Annotated in this window: 18 protein-coding genes; 5 read left to right on the top strand and 13 right to left on the bottom strand. The window is 63.8% G+C overall.

Going from position 1 to position 19,417, the window contains the following annotated elements; genetic code table 11:
• Positions 1-20: 20 nt before the first annotated feature.
• From ACTIEZ_RS11905 to ACTIEZ_RS11880, 6 genes are all read right to left on the bottom strand, one after another.
• Positions 21-611 carry a c-type cytochrome gene (locus ACTIEZ_RS11905; protein ID WP_439546895.1) on the bottom strand — a complete coding sequence of 197 codons (591 nt, stop codon included), beginning with the start codon at positions 609-611 and terminating at the stop codon, positions 21-23.
• Positions 611-1,156 (bottom strand): methylamine dehydrogenase (amicyanin) small subunit, encoded by a 546-nt coding sequence (mauA, locus tag ACTIEZ_RS11900; RefSeq protein WP_439546894.1) that lies wholly within the window; start codon positions 1,154-1,156, stop codon positions 611-613. The genes ACTIEZ_RS11905 and mauA overlap by 1 nt, the downstream gene beginning before the upstream one ends.
• Positions 1,157-1,178: 22 nt before the next feature.
• Positions 1,179-1,811, bottom strand: coding sequence for a thioredoxin-like domain-containing protein (locus ACTIEZ_RS11895; protein WP_439546893.1), 633 nt, complete (start codon positions 1,809-1,811; stop codon positions 1,179-1,181).
• A 22-nt stretch (positions 1,812-1,833) separates the two neighbouring features.
• The gene (locus ACTIEZ_RS11890) at positions 1,834-2,388 is read right to left on the bottom strand and encodes a MauE/DoxX family redox-associated membrane protein (protein ID WP_439546892.1); all 555 of its coding nucleotides are present in this window, start codon (positions 2,386-2,388) and stop codon (positions 1,834-1,836) included.
• Positions 2,389-2,392: 4 nt separating this feature from the next.
• Positions 2,393-3,586, bottom strand: coding sequence for an amine dehydrogenase large subunit (locus ACTIEZ_RS11885; RefSeq protein WP_439546891.1), 1,194 nt, complete (start codon positions 3,584-3,586; stop codon positions 2,393-2,395).
• Between the two features lie 158 nt (positions 3,587-3,744).
• Positions 3,745-4,413 carry a TetR/AcrR family transcriptional regulator gene (locus ACTIEZ_RS11880; protein WP_439546890.1) on the bottom strand — a complete coding sequence of 223 codons (669 nt, stop codon included), beginning with the start codon at positions 4,411-4,413 and terminating at the stop codon, positions 3,745-3,747.
• Between the two features lie 154 nt (positions 4,414-4,567).
• On the opposite strand from ACTIEZ_RS11880, the gene ACTIEZ_RS11875 reads away from it, so the two are divergent.
• Entirely contained in the window at positions 4,568-4,993 is a 426-nt protein-coding gene (locus ACTIEZ_RS11875; protein ID WP_439546889.1) for a c-type cytochrome, read from the top strand.
• Here ACTIEZ_RS11875 and ACTIEZ_RS11870 read toward each other — a convergent pair.
• Positions 4,986-7,034 (bottom strand): tetratricopeptide repeat-containing sulfotransferase family protein, encoded by a 2,049-nt coding sequence (locus ACTIEZ_RS11870; protein ID WP_439546888.1) that lies wholly within the window; start codon positions 7,032-7,034, stop codon positions 4,986-4,988. The two genes, ACTIEZ_RS11875 and ACTIEZ_RS11870, sit on opposite strands and share 8 nt — an antisense overlap.
• 298 nt (positions 7,035-7,332) lie before the next feature.
• Between ACTIEZ_RS11870 and ACTIEZ_RS11865 the strand changes: the two genes are divergently transcribed.
• The 4 genes from ACTIEZ_RS11865 to ACTIEZ_RS11850 all read left to right on the top strand — a co-directional run bounded on the left by ACTIEZ_RS11865 (position 7,333) and on the right by ACTIEZ_RS11850 (position 14,495).
• A complete protein-coding gene (locus ACTIEZ_RS11865; protein WP_439546959.1) occupies positions 7,333-9,987 on the top strand; it encodes a TonB-dependent receptor in 2,655 nt (884 codons plus the stop codon).
• Positions 9,988-10,155: 168 nt separating this feature from the next.
• On the top strand, positions 10,156-11,079 hold the full coding sequence (gene cysD, locus ACTIEZ_RS11860) for a sulfate adenylyltransferase subunit CysD (protein WP_439546958.1): 924 nt from the start codon (positions 10,156-10,158) through the stop codon (positions 11,077-11,079).
• The gene (gene cysN, locus ACTIEZ_RS11855; RefSeq protein ID WP_439546887.1) at positions 11,079-12,923 is read left to right on the top strand and encodes a sulfate adenylyltransferase subunit CysN; all 1,845 of its coding nucleotides are present in this window, start codon (positions 11,079-11,081) and stop codon (positions 12,921-12,923) included. Before cysD ends, cysN begins: the two co-directional genes overlap by 1 nt.
• 177 nt (positions 12,924-13,100) lie before the next feature.
• On the top strand, positions 13,101-14,495 hold the full coding sequence (locus ACTIEZ_RS11850; RefSeq protein WP_439546886.1) for a DEAD/DEAH box helicase: 1,395 nt from the start codon (positions 13,101-13,103) through the stop codon (positions 14,493-14,495).
• A 95-nt stretch (positions 14,496-14,590) separates the two neighbouring features.
• On the opposite strand, the gene ACTIEZ_RS11845 is transcribed toward ACTIEZ_RS11850, so the two are convergent.
• The 6 genes from ACTIEZ_RS11845 to mltA all read right to left on the bottom strand — a co-directional run bounded on the left by ACTIEZ_RS11845 (position 14,591) and on the right by mltA (position 19,400).
• Positions 14,591-15,046, bottom strand: a complete 456-nt coding sequence (locus ACTIEZ_RS11845) for a peptidylprolyl isomerase (RefSeq protein ID WP_439546885.1) — start codon at positions 15,044-15,046, stop codon at positions 14,591-14,593.
• Between the two features lie 32 nt (positions 15,047-15,078).
• Positions 15,079-15,507 carry an acyl-CoA thioesterase gene (locus ACTIEZ_RS11840; protein WP_439546884.1) on the bottom strand — a complete coding sequence of 143 codons (429 nt, stop codon included), beginning with the start codon at positions 15,505-15,507 and terminating at the stop codon, positions 15,079-15,081.
• The gene (locus ACTIEZ_RS11835; RefSeq protein WP_439546883.1) at positions 15,504-16,820 is read right to left on the bottom strand and encodes a cytochrome P450; all 1,317 of its coding nucleotides are present in this window, start codon (positions 16,818-16,820) and stop codon (positions 15,504-15,506) included. Before ACTIEZ_RS11835 ends, ACTIEZ_RS11840 begins: the two co-directional genes overlap by 4 nt.
• Complete coding sequence (locus tag ACTIEZ_RS11830; RefSeq protein ID WP_439546882.1) at positions 16,817-17,593, bottom strand: enoyl-CoA hydratase; 777 nt, start codon at positions 17,591-17,593, stop codon at positions 16,817-16,819. The genes ACTIEZ_RS11835 and ACTIEZ_RS11830 overlap by 4 nt, the downstream gene beginning before the upstream one ends.
• 74 nt (positions 17,594-17,667) lie before the next feature.
• Complete coding sequence (locus tag ACTIEZ_RS11825) at positions 17,668-18,204, bottom strand: Smr/MutS family protein (protein ID WP_439546881.1); 537 nt, start codon at positions 18,202-18,204, stop codon at positions 17,668-17,670.
• Complete coding sequence (mltA, locus tag ACTIEZ_RS11820; protein ID WP_439546880.1) at positions 18,204-19,400, bottom strand: murein transglycosylase A; 1,197 nt, start codon at positions 19,398-19,400, stop codon at positions 18,204-18,206. The genes ACTIEZ_RS11825 and mltA overlap by 1 nt, the downstream gene beginning before the upstream one ends.
• Positions 19,401-19,417: the final 17 nt, after the last annotated feature.

The following is a 19,417-nucleotide window of genomic DNA, read 5'->3' as shown; positions in this document are numbered from 1 at the left end:
TTGTGACGGGAAGGGGGGAGTTAATCGGCCTTGGTGCCAAAGCCGCTGCGGGTGGTGGTCTTGGTGGGCTTGACCTCACCGGGATACATCAGCCGCAGCGATGCCGGGGCGCCGCAACCCTTGATCAGTTTTTCCACGATCAGCTTGCGGGTCTGGATCAGGGAGACCGACGTGAAAGGCGAAGCGCGTTCTCTGGCCACTTCATCGGCCGTGAACGGCTTGGCGCCAGCCGGCGCGGTGCCGCCGCCGAGGCCGAAGACCATGAAGTTCAACAAATCCGCCAGTTGTTCATTATCGGTGATGCGTGACCGCGCGATGTTAGGCAGGCGCACCAGATACTTGCGGCCTTCCGGCAGGCACATGAACCAGCCGACACGGCCGCCGATGGTCGGCAGATCGGCCGGCGCGGCATAGCCGTGGATACCGTGGCAACCGCCGCAATGTTCGACATAGTCGGACTGCGCCTGGGTCATTTCCGCCGGATATTGAAACGGCGTGCCCTTGGGCGGCGGATTGGCAAAGGCCGGCACCATCGCATCTGGCGATGGCGGCGCGGCGGAAACGGCGAAGATCGCCACTGCCGCCAGCGCCAGACACCGCCCGAACTGCATTACTGCGCCTTCCCGATCAGCACGGCGGTGGAGCAGTGATATTCCATGCTGCTGGTGCCAAAGCACCAGATCACGTTGTTGTTGAGCTGCGGCATGTACAGCTGGGTTTCGCGATCTGTGTTGTCGCAGCCGCACTGGCCGCAGCCGGATTTGCCGCAGCAATCGCGATAGGCGATCAGATAGGCGTTGCCGTCATCCGGATTGATGCAGGTGCCCACCCACGACACCGGCGACGGCTCGGTGCCGGCCGGGCAGCTTGCAGCCGTGCCGCCGCAGCAGGTGCACAGTGATCCATCGATGGCGCAATAACGCCAATAATTGCACTTGGTGTCGTCCTTGGTTTGCGCGTTGCGGGCGAAGGCGGTTTTCGCTTCCGGCGACCGGTCCTTGCCGGCGGCGTTGGCGCGGCTCACGGGAAGCAGTGGGAACACTGGCGCGGCGACGATGGTGGCGCCCAGCTTGGTGATGAAGGAACGGCGCGAGGTGCTGCCGGCGAATTTGCGCAGCAGCTTTTCGCCCAGCGCATCCATGTTGAACTTGCTCATCTCAGGTCCCCCTTTGCGCCAATCAAGCCGCAGTGGCCGCGGCGTGCGGCTTGGCGGTGTTTGTGGCCGGCTTCAGGCCGGCAATATAATCCTGCACATGCGTCACGCCCATTTCATGGCTGACGATCAGGCTTTCGAGATGCTCGCGGCTGTTGACCAGGCCCTTGGCAAGGATCTTGCCGGCGCCATCCATCAGCACCGCGTGCGGCAGCTTGTCGACCTCGAACAATCGGCCGACCTCGTCGCTGTTGACGAACGGATAGGCAGCCAGATCTTGTGCGGCGACCATGGCTTTCTGGACCGCCGGCGTATCATCGCCGACGAACACCAGGCTGATGCGTTCCGCCGCGGCAAAGCTCTTGGCGACCGGGATCAGCGATTTGCACATCGGGCATTGCGCAGAGACGAACATCAGCAGCCGCAAGCCAGACGTAGCGTCGCCGCCCACCGTGTAGGGCCGGCCATCCAGCGTGGTGACGCTGAGCGCTGGCGCGACATCACCCACCGCCGGGCCGCGATTGGCATCGAGCGCACCAGCCGGCGCGACGCGAACATGCAGCACGCCGACCTGACGGGCGAGCGCGAGGCCGGCAACGCCCAGCGCAATCAGCACAATCCATTGCAACGCTTCGTTGATGATCAACAGGGTGGACATGGGGTTCGGGACCTCTTGAAGATCAGCCGCGCGCCCTGCCGGGGGCTAGCCCGGCCACGGCGTTCAGCGTGGTGAACAGCAACAGCAACAGATAGAGCGCGATGCCGGCGGCCACCGCCACCGCCAAATCAGTCCCAGCTAACAGCGGCGCGCTGCCGACCGAAACCAGCGGTAGCAGCGCGGCGGCCAGCACGACATTGCGCGCAACTTGACCCCAGCCCAGTTGCTGGCGCAGCCCGGCATGGCCACAACCGCAATCAATGTGGCGGCGGCCGCGCTGGATGTTGATCGCCATTGCGCCAGCGAAGACCAGCAGCAGCAGGGCGGCGACGAGCGGTGCCAGCGGCGGCAAGGCAACGGTCAGGCCAAGCAGCAGGACGCCACCGATCACCAGTTCTGCCACCGGCAGTGCAGCAGCGGCCGGCGCCACCAGCGCGGCGGGCAGCAGGCGATAACTCGCGATCACGCCGGGCAGCAGCGCGCGGTGGCGCAGTTTGTCGATGCCGGCGACCAGAAACAGCAGCGCCACCACGACAGCGGCGGTGCCGCTGATGATCAGAAGGATGCTGCCGCCCATCGTCTCACAGGCCGTCGAAGGTGTGGATCACGCCGCCGCCGGCACGTTCCAGTTCATGTTTCTGTTCATAGGTGGCCAGATCCATCACGATCACCGTGCCGCCATCGGCCGCCATGAACAACAGCGGCTTGTCATCCTGGGTCACGTTGATGTTGCTGCCCTTGTGTTTCAGCGGCACGCGTTTGACGATCTTGCGGTTGGCCAGATCCACCACCCATAATTCTTCACCGTCTTCCTTCTGCGTCCAATATTCGCCGCGATGCATCAGCACATAGAGCATGCCGGTCTTGCGGTGCAGCGCAGTCATCTGCCGGCCGCCGGGAAACCAGTTGATGTCCAGCGGCTTGGTGTCACCGGGGCGCAGGCCGGCGGCGGCCTGCAGCGACCAGGCGTCGCTGACCTGCGGCGTAGCGCCCAGCGTGGCGGTGCGCACCAGGCCGGTGTAGGTCACGAACACAGCCATTTTCTTGGCGCGATCATAGACATAGCTATCAAAGATCGGATCTTCGGCGGCGTTGAAGAACGGCTGGGTGTGGGTGATCACCGGCGCCTTGCCGGTCAGGTTGGCGGTCGCGATAGTGCCATCGCTGCACAGCGCGGAAAAGCCGACACCGGCCACTGGTACGAAGCTGGCGCAGCCGGGCAGTTCGACCACCTGGGCCATTTTCTTCTTTTCGAGATCGACGACGTTCACCGACGAGGCCGGGCTGAAATTATAGACGAAAGCCGTCTTGCCATCGTCGCTGATATGGAAATTATTGTTCATCGCGCCGATGATCAGCCGGCCCGGCATCGGGATTTCGGTGACAAGATTCAGCGTGGACGGATCATAGACCGCAATGAAATCCTGGCGGGTGCCGCGGTTGATCTTGGTCCAGATGGTTTCGGAGACATAATAGGCCTTGCGCGTCGGATCGAGCGTGATGTCTGACCAGCGCGTGGTGCTGAGCTGGCCGACCATCTTGCCGGTGTCGCCATCGAAAATGCGGGTGCCGCCGCCTTCCCAGCCGCCCCGGAAAAAGCCCCAGTGCGCGGATGCAGTGGGCAATTTGTTGGTGTAAGGGGTCTCCGGCTCAAGGCCAGGTGTGGAGGTGCTGGGCGGCGGCGCTTGAGCAACGGCTGCAGTCGCGGCCAGCGTACCGATCAGGATCGCGCTGGCGAGGCCATTGGTCCGCAATGAAAAAAAGCCTGATTTCATGATCGCACCTGTCCCCCGAAATCCGTCTGACGCCTGTGTCCCCTCTCGCGACTCACCGTATCCTTCGGCGATTGATCGCATTTACCAGTCGATGCTGGACGGGCGTCAAGTATTCGTCAAGACGCTGCACCTTGCCCGAATTGCGTAGGTGAGACCACTCAGCCCAGGCGCTGGATGTCGGCCGGGGTGATGGTTTTGGCCAGATGCAGCAGAGAGGTGACTGCGATGGCCTTGAGTTGCGGCATCTGGTGAGCCCAGGGTTTGCCATGGCCGGCGAAGATGGTGGTGCCTTCCATGCTGGCGCTGATGAAGCGGGCGACGATATCGACGTCTGTCGGTGACAACGCCGGATTGAGCGGGGCGATGGCGGCACCCAGGTTGCGGTGGGCACGGGCGTAGAAGGCGGCAACGCGTTCGGCGACGAATTCATCGTGATTGGCCAGTGCCCACAGCTCGGTAAAGATATGGGTGGTGCGCTTCGTGCCGATATCGTCCATGACGATTTCGATGGTGATGCGCAACTGGTCTTCCGGAGCGATGCCGGGCTGGCGCGCGGTGTTGTCGAGCAATTGTTCGTAGTAATCGAGCAGATCATCGAGCAGCAACTGGATCAGCAGCTCCTTGCGGGCGAAATGATAGGAAAGATTGCCGACCTTCATGCCGGCGCGCGCAGCGATGCGGCGGAAGGTGAATGCACTGGCGCCTTCGTCGATCAGCACGGCGAGTGCGGCATCGAGAATGAGTTCGACGGTTTCGGCGCCGCGGGTGTAGACCCCGGGACGGATTGGCGCGGTCCTGATCGCGGCGTCGCCACTCTTGTCATTCATTCCCCGAGACTACGCCGGGTGACGTAGGTCGTCCAGAGCGGCGCTTGACGAAAGCTTGATGACTGTCCAGTATTTCGCTGATGTTGCGCCGCAGCATGGCGGTGACGTTGAGCGGGGATCGGCTGTGGTTTCTCGAATTATTCTGTGTTTCTTGATGTTTGCAGCCGTTCCGGCGGCGGCCGATCCGAAAGCGGCGTTCGTCGCGCGCTGTGCCATGTGTCACCAGGCGACGGGCGATGGGTTGGCCGGGCAGTTTCCCAAATTGTCGGGTCGGGCAGCCGCGATTGCGCAGACGCCGGAGGGGCGGCGTTATCTGGCGCGGGTGGTGCTGGGCGGCATGGCCGGGCCGATCGAAGTGGATGGCGTGAAGCTGAACGGCGTGATGCCAGGCATGGCATCGATCAGTGATGCCGAGATTGCCGAGATCCTCAGCCATGTCGTGACGCTGGGCAAGCCGGCAAAGGCTGCCAAGCCGTTCAAGTCCGCCGAAGTGGCTGCGGCGCGGGCCGATGGCAAGGCCAGCATGGCTGACAACAAGGCACTGCGCGCCGAGCTGGTGACAGCGGGGGTCGTCAAATAGCGCGCAGGCTGGGGGGGACCGCCGGATAGGCGCTGCTGACATCGCCCAGCGTATCGGCGAGCGGCCCGAGCCAATCCGCAAACCGCTTCCAGTGATCGACGCCGTCGGTGAAGATCGGCTGGCGCACCTGTTCGCTGCTGGCGGTGCGCACGGCGCGATCAGTTTGCCAGAAGGTGAGGCAGGCGGGTTCGAAATCGACGCCAACGGCCTCCAGCAGGCGCGTCACCTGGGTTTCAGTATCAACGACCATCTGTTCATAGATCACGCGGTGAACAGCGCCGGGCATGACGGCTTCGATGTGCGCCATCATCCGAACATAATCGCGATAGTAGCGGCCGACATCGACAAGATCATAGGAAAAGCTTTGCCCGCGCGCGAAATGCTGTTTCCAGGCTGAGAAACAGCAGCCCATCGGGTGGCGGCGCGCGTCAATGATGGTGGCGTTCGGCAGGATCAGCTTGATGAGTCCGGCGTGCTGCCAGTTGTTGGGCATCTTGTCGATGAACAACGGCCGGTCCGTCTTGCGGTGAACGCGGGTGCGGTCGAGATATTCCTCACCCAGCCGACGCCGGTCGGCCGGGGTGAGGCTGGCCAGCATCGCGGCCTGGTTGGCGAATTCGCCGTCATCGATGCGTGCTTGCAGCCGGCTGCCGATCATCATCATCTCGGGCAGTTCCATCGTGCCTTCGACGTGGCTGTGGCTGGCGAGGATCTGCTCGATGAGCGTCGAGCCAGAGCGCGGCAGGCCGACGATGAAGATCGGATCGCGGGCCGGGCAGCCGCCGCTGGTGGCCAACAGGGGTGCGGTCAGGCCGGCGATGGTGTCGCTGATTTCGGCCGAAAAGGCATCGGCATCGTGGCGGATCATCGCGCGGCGGCGGCGGTTTCCCTCGCTGTAATGGCGGAAGGCGGCGGCCGCGTTGCCCGCATCTTCGTGGGCCTTGCCGAGCGAGAAATGCAGATGGAAAATATCCTCGGCCGGGGCATCGTCCTGGCCAGTCAGGCTGCCGAGTGCGGCGTTCATCGTGGCGATGTCGCCGGCAGTGAGCTTCACGGTCTTCAGATTGGCGAGGCTCCACCACGCCTCGCCCAGCGTCGGCTGATGGGTGACGGCCTGGCGATAGGCGTGCACCGCATCGGCCTGAACCCCCAAGGTTTTCAGCACATGGCCGAGATTCTGCCACACCAAGGGCTGCGCCGGGGCGGCTGCGAGCAGCCCTTCATAAAGTGCCCGCGCTCGCTCCTGCTCCCCCAGCCGCACCAGCACGGAAGCGAGGATCAGCCGATGGCCGGGCGCCTGCAAAGGGGAGCCCTGTAGCGCCTCGGCGTGGACCAATGCGTCGGTCAGGCGATTGCTCTGCATCAGCAGCCGGATCAGGAATTCGCGCGCCAGATCAAAGCCCGGCGCCATCGCAACCGCGCGCTCCACCGCGGCAATGGCCTCGCTCATGTCGCCGCGCCGCCACAGCGTTTCACCGAGCAGACGGATGGCAGGCGGATCATTGCCGTCGCGGGCCAGGCGGGCCTGCAATTGCGCAGCGGCATCCGCAAGCTGGCCCTGGCTCATTGCCAGCGCGGCCTTCAGCAGTTCGGGGTCGTTGGTGGCCGCGTTCACGCCGGACAGATCGGCGCGCCACGCATCGGCATCACGGCCCACGGCGCGCAGTTCGCGGCCCAGCATGAACCAGCCGCCAGGCACCGCCGGCAATTGCTCGGTCAGGCGCTGCAGCGCCTGAATCGCCGCAGGATGATCGCCATGGTCGCTGGCGGCGTTTGCCAGTTCCCACGTCACCGCCGGCACCCGCGGGTGGCGAGCGGCCAGCGCGTCGAGCCGCTGCAGCGCATCACCGCTGCGACCCAGCCGGCGCAGCGCCTGGCCGGCGAGCAGTTCGGCCTGCGGCAGGCCGGGTGCGGTCGCAAGCAGCGCATCGGTTGCTGCCAGCGCGGCCAGCGGGTCCGTGTCCAGCAAAAGGTTGGCGCTGGCCAGGGCTTGGTCCATTTCGCGCGGGTCGGTCGCCACATCTGGGCGGGCTGCGGTCATTTTTCTTTCCTGCAGGCAGGCATTGCCGGTTGACAAAGCCAAACGGAGCCTAAGTCAACTCGCGTATAGTGGCAAAATGGGCATTGACTTGCCAATTGGCTGACGCATGTTTGTCACACATATCCGCGTCCGCCAAGTTTGGTGGCGAAAGAGACTTGGTGTGTTCGCCGGGAGATGCCGAAAATGGCACCTCGGTCAGGGTTTCAGGGGTGCAAATCTGTAAATATTTCAAAACGCGGCCATCGGCTGCGATCGAAGACCTGTGTCGTTCTGCCAATGGGGGACAATGTCGATGAGAATGCACGCGAGCGCCAAGTCGAATCTGCTGCGGATGTTGAGTGTTACCACCGTCCTGACGGCGCTGACGGCGCCTGCGGTTGCCGGTGTCGCCGCGGCGGAAGACCAGGATCAGCAAGTGGCGCAGGCTGGCGATCAGGCCAGTGGCGGCTTTGAAGAGATCATCGTCACCGCCACGCGCAGCGCGCAAAGCATTCAGAAAGTACCGATTTCGATCCAGGCGCTCACCGCCGACACGCTGCAGCAGCGTCAGGTGAAGGGCCTCACCGATTTTGCCGTGTTGTTGCCATCGGTGTCCTTTGCCGGGCTTGGGCCAGGCCGCACCACCGTCTTTTTCCGCGGCATCGTGCCAGCGGGCGGCGCCTATCCGTCGGTCGGTTATTATCTCGATGATATTTCGATCAACATCAACGGCGTTCCCGACATCCACCCCTATGATCTGGAACGGATCGAGGCGCTGTCCGGTCCGCAGGGCACGTTGTTTGGTGCCGGTTCGCTGGCCGGCACCATCCGCATCATCACCAACAAGCCCAAGCTCGGCGAATTCGAAGGCGGTGTCGATCTGGAGGCCAACAAGTTTGGCGGCGGCGATTTCGGCGGTCAGGCGCAGGGATTCATCAACCTGCCGATGGGTGAGACGATGGCCGTGCGCGCGATGGGCTATTACCGGCGCGAAGGCGGCTACATCGACAATGTCGCCAACAATGGCCGCTTCAACGACGGCCGGCCGGCCGTGCTGGCGTTGGGCGATGAAAATCCGCTGACCAGCTTCACGTTGAACAATGCCGCCTTTGCCCAGGACAACTACAACAGCATCGATGAATATGGCGGCCGTCTGCAATTGCTGTGGGAGCCGGCCGACGGCTGGACGATCAACCCGATGATCACCGCCCAGCGCCAGATCGCGCGCGGTTATTTCGGCTTTGATCCGCGTGTCGGTGATCAACAGGTGCAGGATTATGATGTCACCCGCCAGGATGACCAATGGTATCAGGCCCAATTGGCCGTGAAGGGCCATATCGGCGACTTCGAGGTCGTGTCGGCCACCGGCTATCTGCGCCGCAACATCAAGCTGTTGAATGATTACACCTATTATACGGTGGCGTATGACAGTTTCGGTCCCGGCTATGAATCCTATCTGCAGTTCTTTGACCGGTCAGGCTGCACCGGGTCCGGCGCCACCTTGCGCTGCACCACCCTGTTGAACCCGACGCAATATTATTTTGGGGACAACACCACGCGCATCTTCACCCAGGAAGCGCGCATCAAGACGCCGACAAGCTGGCCGGTCGACATCACGGTTGGCGGATTTTATCAGTGGCAGAAGAACAACAACAACAACAACTACGCGACCCGTGGTCTTGCCGATGTTGTCGGCTTCACCGAATCCGGCGGTGGTGATCGGGCCGATTTCGCCACCTCCTTCGGTGTTCCCGTATCGCAGGGCGGCAGCATGATTCTGGGCACGCCGGCGGTGAAAGGGGAAGCCTTTTATGTGACGGAAACGGACCGCACCGTGCGCGACTATGCCGTCTTTGCCGAGGGCCATTACAATATCACGCCAACGGTGAAGGTGACGGGCGGGATCCGCTATTTCTGGACGGAACTCGATATTGTCGGCTTTGCCGGTGTCGCTGCGTCGGCGCGCAATACTCGCAGCCTGTTCGTGCCGACAGGCGCCGCCGGCTGCCCCACGCCCTTGTCGGCAACCGAGCGCTTGACCTGCCTGAATACGAACTTTGCCCGCCCCGATCACCAGCTGCTCTATCGAGAACAGGGCCAGACACACAAGGTTGCGGTGGATTGGCAGGTTTCTTCCAACAAGCTGGTCTATGTAAACTATTCAACGGGTTTCCGGCCAGGCGGCCAGGGTCGGCCGCTGCGTGTCGGCGGACAGGTCTTTGCCGTGGCGCCGTTCCGGTCCGAAGATCTGGTGAACTATGAAATCGGCTTCAAGACGACCTGGAGCAATATCTTCCGCTTCAATGCGGCCATCTATCTCGAGAAGTGGAATGATCTGCAATATTCGGTGGTTGTCGCCGGTGCGCAGGGCGCCGGTATCACCGGCAACGCCGGCAACGCCGAAGTGCGCGGTGTGGAATTCGATGCCGACTTGCGCCTCGGCAAGTTCACCATCTCTACAAATGGCGCCTATAATGATGGCAAGCTGAAGGGCAATTTCTGCAACTTCCAGCGCAACGACGCCAATCTCAGCATCGAGCAGGCGCCTGCCTGTGCCGTTGGGGCCTTCTTCCCGGGCAACCCGCCAACGCCGCAGGTTGCCGCCGAAGATGGCACCCGGTTGCCGCGCCAACCCAAGTTCAAGGGTACCACCTCGGTACGCTATGATACGGATATCGGCGATTACCGCGGGTTCGTGCAGGGATCAGCGCTGTATCAGACCGGCGCGACGCAGGATCTGAACGTGGCGTTGAACGATTTGCTGGGCAACACATCGGGCTTCATCTCGTTCGATTTTGCCGCCGGGGTCCGCAAGGACAAATGGACGTTCGATGTCTTCATCCAGAACGCCTTTGATCGCCGTGGCGAGCTGACACGCAACACGTTCTGCTCTATCTCGATCTGTTCGGGATCATCGCGCACCTTCACCATCCGACCGCAGTTCTTCGGGATGCGCACCGGCTATCGTTTCTGACAACAGGATCGGGAAGCAGACGCGGGCGGTGGCGATCTTGCCGCCGCCCGTCGTCGTTGTAGGCGCTTGCCATGGCTGAGCTTGGCGATGGCGCAGCTTTTGTAGCTGTGCGCCAGCGCTGCACCCGCCTAAAGCTGACGGGCCGAAACCACGATCAAGGATAGTCCCCTGCTCACGACTTCGCAGCCATCGCCGCGCCTGACGCATTTGCAGACGCTGGAGGCCCAAGCCATCCACATCATGCGCGAGGTCGTGGCCGAGGCGCAGCGGCCGGTGTTCCTGTATTCGGTGGGCAAGGATTCGGCGGTGATGCTGCACCTGGCGCTTAAGGCCTTTTACCCGGCGCCGCCGCCGTTTCCGTTTTTGCACATCGCGTCGGGCTGGGATTTTGCCGATCTGCTCGCCCATCGTGACAAGATGGTGGCGCGTTATGGCCTGCAATTGATCGTTGCCAGCGCCTCCGATGCGGACCGGGCGCGGGTGACGCCGTTCACGGCCGGCGCGGATGTTTATGCCGAAACACTGCTGACCGGGCCGTTGAAGGCCGCGATTGATGCGCATGGTTTCGACGCAGCGTTCGGCGGCGGTCGGCGCGATGAGGAGAAGAGCCGCGCCAAGGAGCGAATTTTTTCGTTCCGCAGCACCTCCCATCACTGGGACCCGAAGAACCAGCGCCCCGAACTGTGGGACCTGTATAATCTGCGGCTCAGCCCCGGCGAGAGCATCCGGGTGTTCCCGCTGTCCAATTGGACCGAGGCCGATATCTGGGCCTATATCGCGCAGGAAAGCATTGACATTGTACCGCTTTATTTGGCTGCAGCGCGGCCGACGGTAGATCGGGGCGGGCAGATCATCGTGGTGGATGATGATCGGATGGTGTTGGCGCCCGGCGAAGTGCCGGTGCAGCGCCTGGTGCGGTTTCGCACCTTGGGCTGCTATCCGCTGACGGGTGCGGTGGAGAGCGCGGCGGCCGATCTGCCCGCAGTGATTGCCGAGATGCAGGCGTCCACCACATCCGAACGCCATGGCCGCATGATCGATGTCGGCGCGGCGGCGAGCATGGAACAGAAGAAGCAGGCGGGTTATTTCTGATGGCTGCCAATGACCGCGCGCTGTTGCGCTTCATCACCTGCGGCAGTGTCGATGATGGCAAGTCCACGCTGATCGGGCGGCTGTTGCACGACAGCGGGATGATCCCGGATGACCAACTGGCAGCGCTGGCGGCGGATTCGCGGCGCATCGGCACGCAAGGGGCGGACCTTGATCTGGCCTTGCTGGTCGATGGCCTGGCGGCCGAGCGCGAGCAGGGCATCACCATCGATGTCGCCTATCGGTTTTTTCACACCGCGGTGCGCAGTTTCATTGTCGCGGATTGTCCGGGGCATGAACATTATACGCGCAACATGATCACCGGCGCGTCGACGGCCGATCTTGCGGTGCTGATTGTCGATGCCCGCAATGGCCTGCTGGCGCAGACGCGGCGCCACGCCGTGTTGTGCCACCTGGTTGGCGTGCGCCAGATGGTGCTGGCGGTGAACAAGATGGATCTTGTCGGGCATGCGCAAGCTGTCTTCGATGAGATTGTCGAGGATTTTCAGGATTTTGCCGCGCGCATCGGGGTGACGCTGGCTGGCGCGGTGCCGATGTCGGGTCTGCGTGGTGACAATGTCTGCGTGTCGTCGGCGAATATGCCCTGGTATAGTGGCCCGACCTTGCTGGCGCTGCTGGAAACCGCCGATGATGGCGCAGATCGGGCTGTGGCGCCGTTCCGGCTACCTGTGCAGTGGGTAAACCGGCCGAATCAGGATTTCCGCGGTTTTGCCGGCCAGATTGCCGCTGGCATGGTCCGAGCAGGTGATGCCGTGCGGCTGCTGCCGTCGGGCCGCACCAGCCACGTAACGCGCATCGTGACGATGAACGGTGATCTGGATCAGGCCATCGCTGGCCAATCGGTGACGCTGTGCCTGGCGGACGAGCTTGATTGCTCGCGGGGCGATGTGATTGCCGCCGCCGATGCGCCGCCGCAGGCCGCCAACCAGTTCGAGGCCACCATCGTCTGGATGGACGAAGCGCCACTGAAGGTCGGCCGCGGTTACTGGCTGAAACTGGCGACGCAGGTGGTGTCGGCGACTGTGCAGCAGCCGAAATATGTGCTGAATGTGGAAACGCTCGATCATCTGGCGGCGCGCACCCTGGAGCTGAACGCCATCGGTGTGGCGGAAATCGCCACCGACCGTCCCCTGGTGTTCGAGCCTTATGCCGACAATCGCACGCTCGGTGGCTTCGTGCTGATCGACAAATTGACCAACCACACGGTGGGCGCCGGCATGTTGAACTTCGGCTTGCGCCGCGCCCAGAATATCCATTGGCAGGCGCTGGAGGTGACGCGTGAGGCGCGCGCGGCCCAGAAACAGCAACGCGCCGCCGTGCTGTGGTTCACCGGGCTGTCCGGCTCTGGCAAATCGACGATCGCCAATCTGGTGGAAAAGCGGTTGCTGGCGATCGGCGTGCACAGCTTCCTGCTGGATGGCGACAATCTGCGGCACGGGCTGAACCGGGATCTGGGCTTTACGGAGGCGGATCGCATCGAGAATATCCGCCGGGTGGGCGAAGTGGCGCGCCTGATGACCGACGCGGGCCTGGTGGTGATCACCGCGCTGATCAGCCCGTTCGCGGCGGATCGCGACGCGGTGCGCGCCATGCTGCCGGCCGGCGAGTTCATCGAAGTCCATATCGACACGCCGCTGGCGGAAGCCGAACGCCGCGACGTGAAGGGCCTTTATGCCAAGGCCCGTGCCGGCCAGATTGCCAACTTCACCGGGATCGACAGCCCATATGAAGCACCGGCGCGCCCGGAAATTCGCATCGATACGATGCGCGAAAGCCCTGAGGCGGCGGCAGAACGCATTGTGGACTATATGTTGAAACGCGGGTGATTTGACTTTCCGGGTGCAATGCAGCATAGCCAGTCGCAGTCGACGGGCGCGTGATCGGAGCAATTGGCTCCAGGCCCCTCCCCCAAACTTGCTTCCCATATCACGCGGGTTGCTGGTCAACCCCCTCCCGGTTGGCGCAGTGCTATCCGGGCACCCTGATATCTGGACGCCAAACACATGAATTTTTCCGATCTCGCTCTTGCCGAGCCGATTTTCCGTGCCCTCGCCGAAAAGGGCTATGCCGAACCCAGCCCGATCCAGGCCGCCGCCATTCCGCCGGCGCTGTCTGGCCATGATGTGCTGGGCCTGGCGCAAACCGGCACCGGCAAGACCGCAGCGTTCGCGCTGCCGATCCTGCATCGCCTGGCTGCCAACCCCAAGCATCGCCTGAAAATCTCCACGCGTTGCCTGGTGCTGGCGCCGACGCGCGAACTGGCCAGCCAGATTGCTGCCAGCTTCCAAGCCTATGGTAAATATATGAAGCTGTCGGTCACATCAGTCTTTGGCGGCGTGCCGATCGGCCGGCAGGAGCGTGCGCTGTTCCCGGGCGTCGATGTGCTGGTGGCAACGCCGGGCCGTCTGCTCGATCTGGTGATGAAGGGCGCGCTCGATCTCGGCCACGTCGAAATGCTGGTGCTCGATGAATGTGATCAGATGCTGGATCTGGGTTTTGTGCATGATCTGAAGCGCATCACCGGCCTGCTGCCGAAAACACGCCAGACTATGCTGTTTTCCGCAACGCTGCCGCCCTCTATCGAGGAATTGTCGCAGCGTTATCTGAAGAACCCGGTCAAGGTGGCGGTGCAGCCGCCGGCGACCACGGTGGAGAAGGTGGCGCAGGCGGTCATCCATGTGTCGCAGCCGGAGAAGCTGGCGTTGCTGGCGCATCTGCTGAAGCAGGAGGATGTCGCAAGCAGCATCGTGTTCAGCCGCACCAAGCATGGCGCCGATCGCATCGTGCGCCAGCTGGCCGCCAACGGCATCGCGGCCGAAGCCATCCATGGCAATCGCAGCCAGGCGCAGCGCACCAAGGCGCTGACCGCGTTCCGTTCGGGCGAGCTGACGGTGCTGGTGGCAACCGACATTGCGGCGCGCGGCCTGGACATTCCGGAAGTGAGCCATGTGTTCAATTTCGAACTGCCCAACGTGCCCGAACAATATGTGCACCGCATCGGCCGCACCGCGCGTGCCGGCCGCAAGGGCCAGGCAATTGCGCTGTGCGCCCCCGATGAGCGCGGGTTCCTGAAGGATATCGAGCGCACCATTCGCAAGCCGCTGGATGTGCAGGCGCTGCCCGGCGATTTCCGCGACATGGTTGGCCTGGCTGCCAAAATGATCAAGCTGGCGCCGCCGGAACCGGTGCGCGAAGAGCGTGGCGATTTCGGGCGTCGGCCGGGTGGCAATGGTGGTCGCCGGGAGACCAGCTATGGTGGGCGCCCAGCGCGCGATCCGCGCGTCGCGGTGCGGCCGGATGGTCGGCCCGGTGGCCGCCCGGAAGGCCCGCGCCCGGCGCAGGCCCGCGATGGCCAGCAGCGCCGCCAAGGCCAGCGACGCTCCCCCGCCGGCCGGTAAGGCTTGATTTATTGAACGGAAAACCCCGCCGGTGCGATGCGCCGGCGGGGTTTTCTGTTTTGAGCAAGGCGAAAGAGGGCTGCCGCCCTCGCCGTTTACGCCGCCCGCGCGGTGATGATCTTGCCCGGCGACCGCGGCGGTTCGCCCTTGGGCAGGGCATCGATATGTTCCATGCCCGACGTCACTTCGCCCCAAACCGTATACTGGCGGTCCAGGAAACGCGCATCGTCGAAGCAGATGAAGAACTGGCTGTTGGCGCTGTTCGGCGCGCTGGTCCGGGCCATCGAGCAGACGCCGCGCACATGCGGTTCGTCGGAGAACTCGGCCTTCAGATCGGGCAGTTTCGATCCGCCAGTGCCGGTGCCCTTCGGGCAGCCGCCCTGTGCCATGAAGCCGGGGATGACGCGGTGGAAGACAACGCCGTCGTAGAAGCCTTCGTTGGCAAGGCCGCTGATCCGCTCGACATGGCCGGGCGCCAGATCATTGCGCAGGCGGATGACGACATCCCCGCTTTCAAGGGTGAGGGTAAGCGTCGTGGGCGCATCGGCCATGGTCTGTCTCCAATTGGGGCAACGCAGGCGGCTTAGCCGAGCAAGCGGTGCGCCTCAAGCCGTTCCCGCAACAGCGGCGGCAGCGGTGCCGCGCCGCCTTCGGGGCTGCGCACCACCAGAACGCTGTCACACAGGGCGAAACAGCGGTCGGACTGGAAGGCCGCCATTGCCATCTTGAAGCTACTGGTGCCGATATGGGCAATGCCGAGGTGCAGCGCGACCAGGCCGGGATAATGGCCTTCCGCCAGATAATCGATGCCGACATGGGCGACCATCACCCGCGGGCGCACGCCCAACAATCTTGCGCTGCCGCTGTTGAACTGCACGCGCGCTTCTTCGAACAATTGCGCAATGGCGACATTGTTGAGGTGAAAATTGGCGTCCATGTCGCCAAAGCGCGTCGGCAGTTCGACGCGCGCGGGGTAGGTGGCAGCCAGCAGGCGCTGCGGGTCATGCTTCATCGCAAGACGTACCGCACCGGCAGGGTTTTCAGGCCGGAAACGAAATTGGCGATGCTGTTCTTCGGCTCACCGGTCAATTCGATCGAATCCAAACGCGGCAGCAGTTCGGCGAACAGGGCGCGAATTTCCATGCGCGCCAGATGCAGGCCCAGGCATTGGTGGACGCCATTGCCGAACGCGGTCTGCGGATTGGTGGGGCGATCGACCTTGAAGCTGAAGGGATCGTCGAACACCGCCTCATCGCGGTTGCCGGACCAGTAGAACAGGGCGACGCCATCGCCGGCCTTGATGGTCTTGCCGCCGATTTCGGTGTCTTGCGTACAGGTGCGCATGAAATGCTTTACCGGCGTCACCCAACGGATCATTTCTTCGACCGCCTGCGGGATCAGCGACGGATCGGCTTTCAGCTTGGCCAGTTCTGACGGATTGCGCATCAACTGAAGCAGGCCGCCCGATGCGCTGCTGCTGGTGGTGTCATGGCCGGCGGTAACGGTGATGGCATAGTAACTAACGGCCTCCAGCAGACCGATGGGTTCGCCGTCCACCGTGCCTTGCGCGATCACGGTGGCCAGATCATCGCGCGGGTTGGCGCGGCGATCCTGGATGACCTCACCGAAATAGGCGAAGAATTGCTGCACCAGCGCAAACAGATCGACCTGCGGGTTGCCGCTGGCTTCCGGATTGATCCCCTGCGTGATGATTCGGGAGCGGCCGACGACGTCGGGGTCCTGCGGCCCGAAAATCTCCTGCGTCATCTGCAGCATGCGGTTTTCATCTTCGGCGGGCAACCCGAGGATCATCATGATCACGCGCAGCGGATACCAGAGCGCGACTTCGTTGACGAAATCGCAGGTGCCGCCGAGCGATGCCATGTGATCGACATGCGCCTTGGCGATTTGCCCAATGCGCGGTTCCAGCGCGCGCAGATTTTGCGGCATGAACCATGTGTGGGTGATCCGCCGCAATTTCATGTGCAGCGGATCGTCCAGATCGACCAAGGTACGGAACAAATGGCTGTCGCCGGTGGTCGACTTCACCCATTCTTCGGCCTCGATCGGGCTGATGTAGGTGCGTTCGCGGTTGATGAAGCGATCATTGGCCTTTGACACGGCGACGATATCGGCGTGGCGGGTAATCGACCAGAACGGCCGGAAACCATCGGGCTGAGTCCAGTGCACCGGATCGTCGCGGCGCAGCGTGGTGTAGGCGTCGTGGATGCTTTCGTCGGCGTAGGCGGCCGGGTTGACCAGCATGTTATCGATGTTGTCGCTGTTGAAACCGGGGAAGGGCCCAGAGTCTTCTTGGGCGGTCATTGCGCGCGCCCCCGTTCCTGCACGACAGTGCGCGCCGCCTCCACGTCTGCAGCCGAGACGCGGGCGTTGGCCGCAGTGGAGCGACTGTTCTCCAGCGCCATCGCCTCGCCGAACGGCAGTGCATAACCATCGTTGATCAACTGCTTGTAGGCGCGCGAAAATTCGGGCGCGATCGTGGCCATGTCGTGCGCCAGCTTGATCGCCGTGGCCACCAGATCGTCGGCCGGCACCACCCGATTGACCAGGCCCCACTGCGCGGCCGTGGCGGCATCGAGGAAATTGCCGGACAGCGATAGTTCCCGCGCCCGGTACGGCCCGATCAACCGGGAGAGTTTCTGGGACAGGCCCCAGCCCGGCATGATGCCGACCCGCGCATGGGTATCGGCGAAGCGGGCGTTTTCGGATGCGATCAGCACATCGCAGGCCAGCGCCACCTCGAAACCGCCGGTGATGGCCACGCCGTTGATGGCGCCGATCACCGGCTTGCCGGTCTGCTCGATGGCCTTCACCGGATTGTCGTCGGGGCCTTCCGCATTGGCGGCCCCCAGGCCCTGCTGGCCCAATTCCTTCAGATCGAGGCCGGCGGTGAAGGCGCGAGTGCCGGCGCCGGTCAGCACGATGGCGCGCACGCTGTCGTCGGCCTCCAGTTCGCGGAACGTGGCGGCAAGCGCCCGGCGCAGCGCTGTGCTGAGCGCGTTCATCGCCTGCGGGCGATTGAGGGTGACGATGGCCACCGGCCCCTCGCGGCTGACCAGCAGAACATCTTCGTTCATCGTTATTCTCCCTTGCGAGTCGAGTCTTAGCGGCAGAGCGAATTGCCGCCGACTGCCCTTCGCGCTAGGGCCGCCTACTTTGGTCGCCGCAGGATGATGTAGAAGGCACCGCTGCCACCGTGGCGCGGATGGGCATTGCGCAGCGAGGCGACATGGGGGCGCAGATCGGGGCGCTCAAGCCAGTGCATCAGCTCATCGCGGATGCGCGCCGGGCGATCGGGGCGGCCCTTGCCGGTAATCACCAGGATCACCCGCGCGCCATCACCAGCCACGATGGCGCTGGCCAGCACGCCGTGCGCGGTGGCAACCGTGTGGCCGTGCAGATCGATGATGCGATCCGGCGCCAGCCGGCCGCGGGCGATCTGGCGGTCCCAACTGCCATCCAGCGAAGCGCCGAGCGGGTGGGGGGGCTTGGGCTTTGTTGTTGGTGCGGTGGGGCGACGCGGCAGCCCCGGCGCCAGCGCGGCTTTTGCCGGCGGCTGAACCGGAGCTGGCGCCGGGGCTGGGGTGGGAACTGCCGGCAGCTTCGGCACTTCGCGGCCGGGCAGGGGCTTCACACTGGCCGCGACCCGCGCCCACAACGCGCGTTCGTGGGCCGTCAACCGGCGCATCAGTTGATCAGGCGCGAGGCGGCGCTGGTGGGAATCAGCAGGATGATCCGGGCCGGCGATGATTGGGCGCCGGCGGTGGCGGCAGCGTCTGCGCCGGCGCCCAGAAACAGATCGATGCGGTTGGCACCCTTGATGGCACCGCCGGTGTCTTGCGCCACCATCAACGCCACAAACCGTTCGCCGCTGCGGGTGAAGATTGTATCGACCAGCAACGGCGCGCCGAGCGGGATGAACGCCGGATCGGCAGCAACGCTGACCCGCGGTGTGACCGGCACATTCAGCGCACCGATCGGGCCTTCACCGTTCAAAATGCGGAAGAAAATCTTGGAGCCGTTGGCGTTCAACACGGCCGGCGCATCGGCCGGATTGGCGCGCAGCCAGGCAAGTATCTGTGCCATGCCGGCCTTGCCACGCTCCAATCGGCCCTGTTCGATCAGCAGCCGGCCGATGGCGAGATAATCGCGGCCGTTCTGGCCATCATAGCCGATACGCAGCACCTCGCCATCGGGCAACCGCAACCGACCGCTGCCCTGTATTTCGAGGAAAAAGGCTTCGTAAGGATCGGCGGCCCAGGCAATTTCCAGCCCGCGGCCGGCGAGCGCACCGGCGCTTATGTCGGCGCGGGTGGCATAGGGCACCAGTTTGTTGCCAGCCACGCGGCCGCGCACGGTGCGGCCTTTCAGGCTGGTAGCGAAATCGCCCAGTGGCACGTCGATCAGATCGGGCGGGCGGCGATAGATCGGTACATCATAGCCGGGCGCCCGGGTGCGGCTGGCAGCGATTTCCGGTTCATAATAGCCGGTGGCAAAGCCATCTCCGCCGGCCACGCTGATGGCGGTGAAATATTGCTGGAAGAAAGCAGCTTCGGCGCCGGGGGTAACATTGGCTGCGGCGATGCAGGCCGGCTGCCAGTCAGCTGCCGTGGTCAGGCCAGACAGATCTTCCCTGCGCAGCAGCGCTGGGCAGGAGCGGCGAAAGGCGGTGAGCGCCGCGGCAGCATGAGGCAGAGCGGGCAGTTCGGCGCGGGCCACGCCAACATCGCCAGCGCGGGCTGGCAGGGGCGGCGATGGTGCCGGAGTGGGCGCGGCGGGCGCCTGTGCAGCAGGGGGCGCCGGCGTTTGCGGCGCCGGCCGCTCAGGCTTGCCGGCGCAAGCTGCGACCAACAACAGCGACGCCAGCGCGATGGTCTGGCGCATCAACTGTCTGTCCTGCG

The sequence above is a fragment of the Sandarakinorhabdus sp. genome, assembly GCF_051860625.1.
GTDB lineage: Bacteria > Pseudomonadota > Alphaproteobacteria > Sphingomonadales > Sphingomonadaceae > Sandarakinorhabdus.
This window is presented reverse-complemented; position numbering and strand designations above follow the sequence as displayed.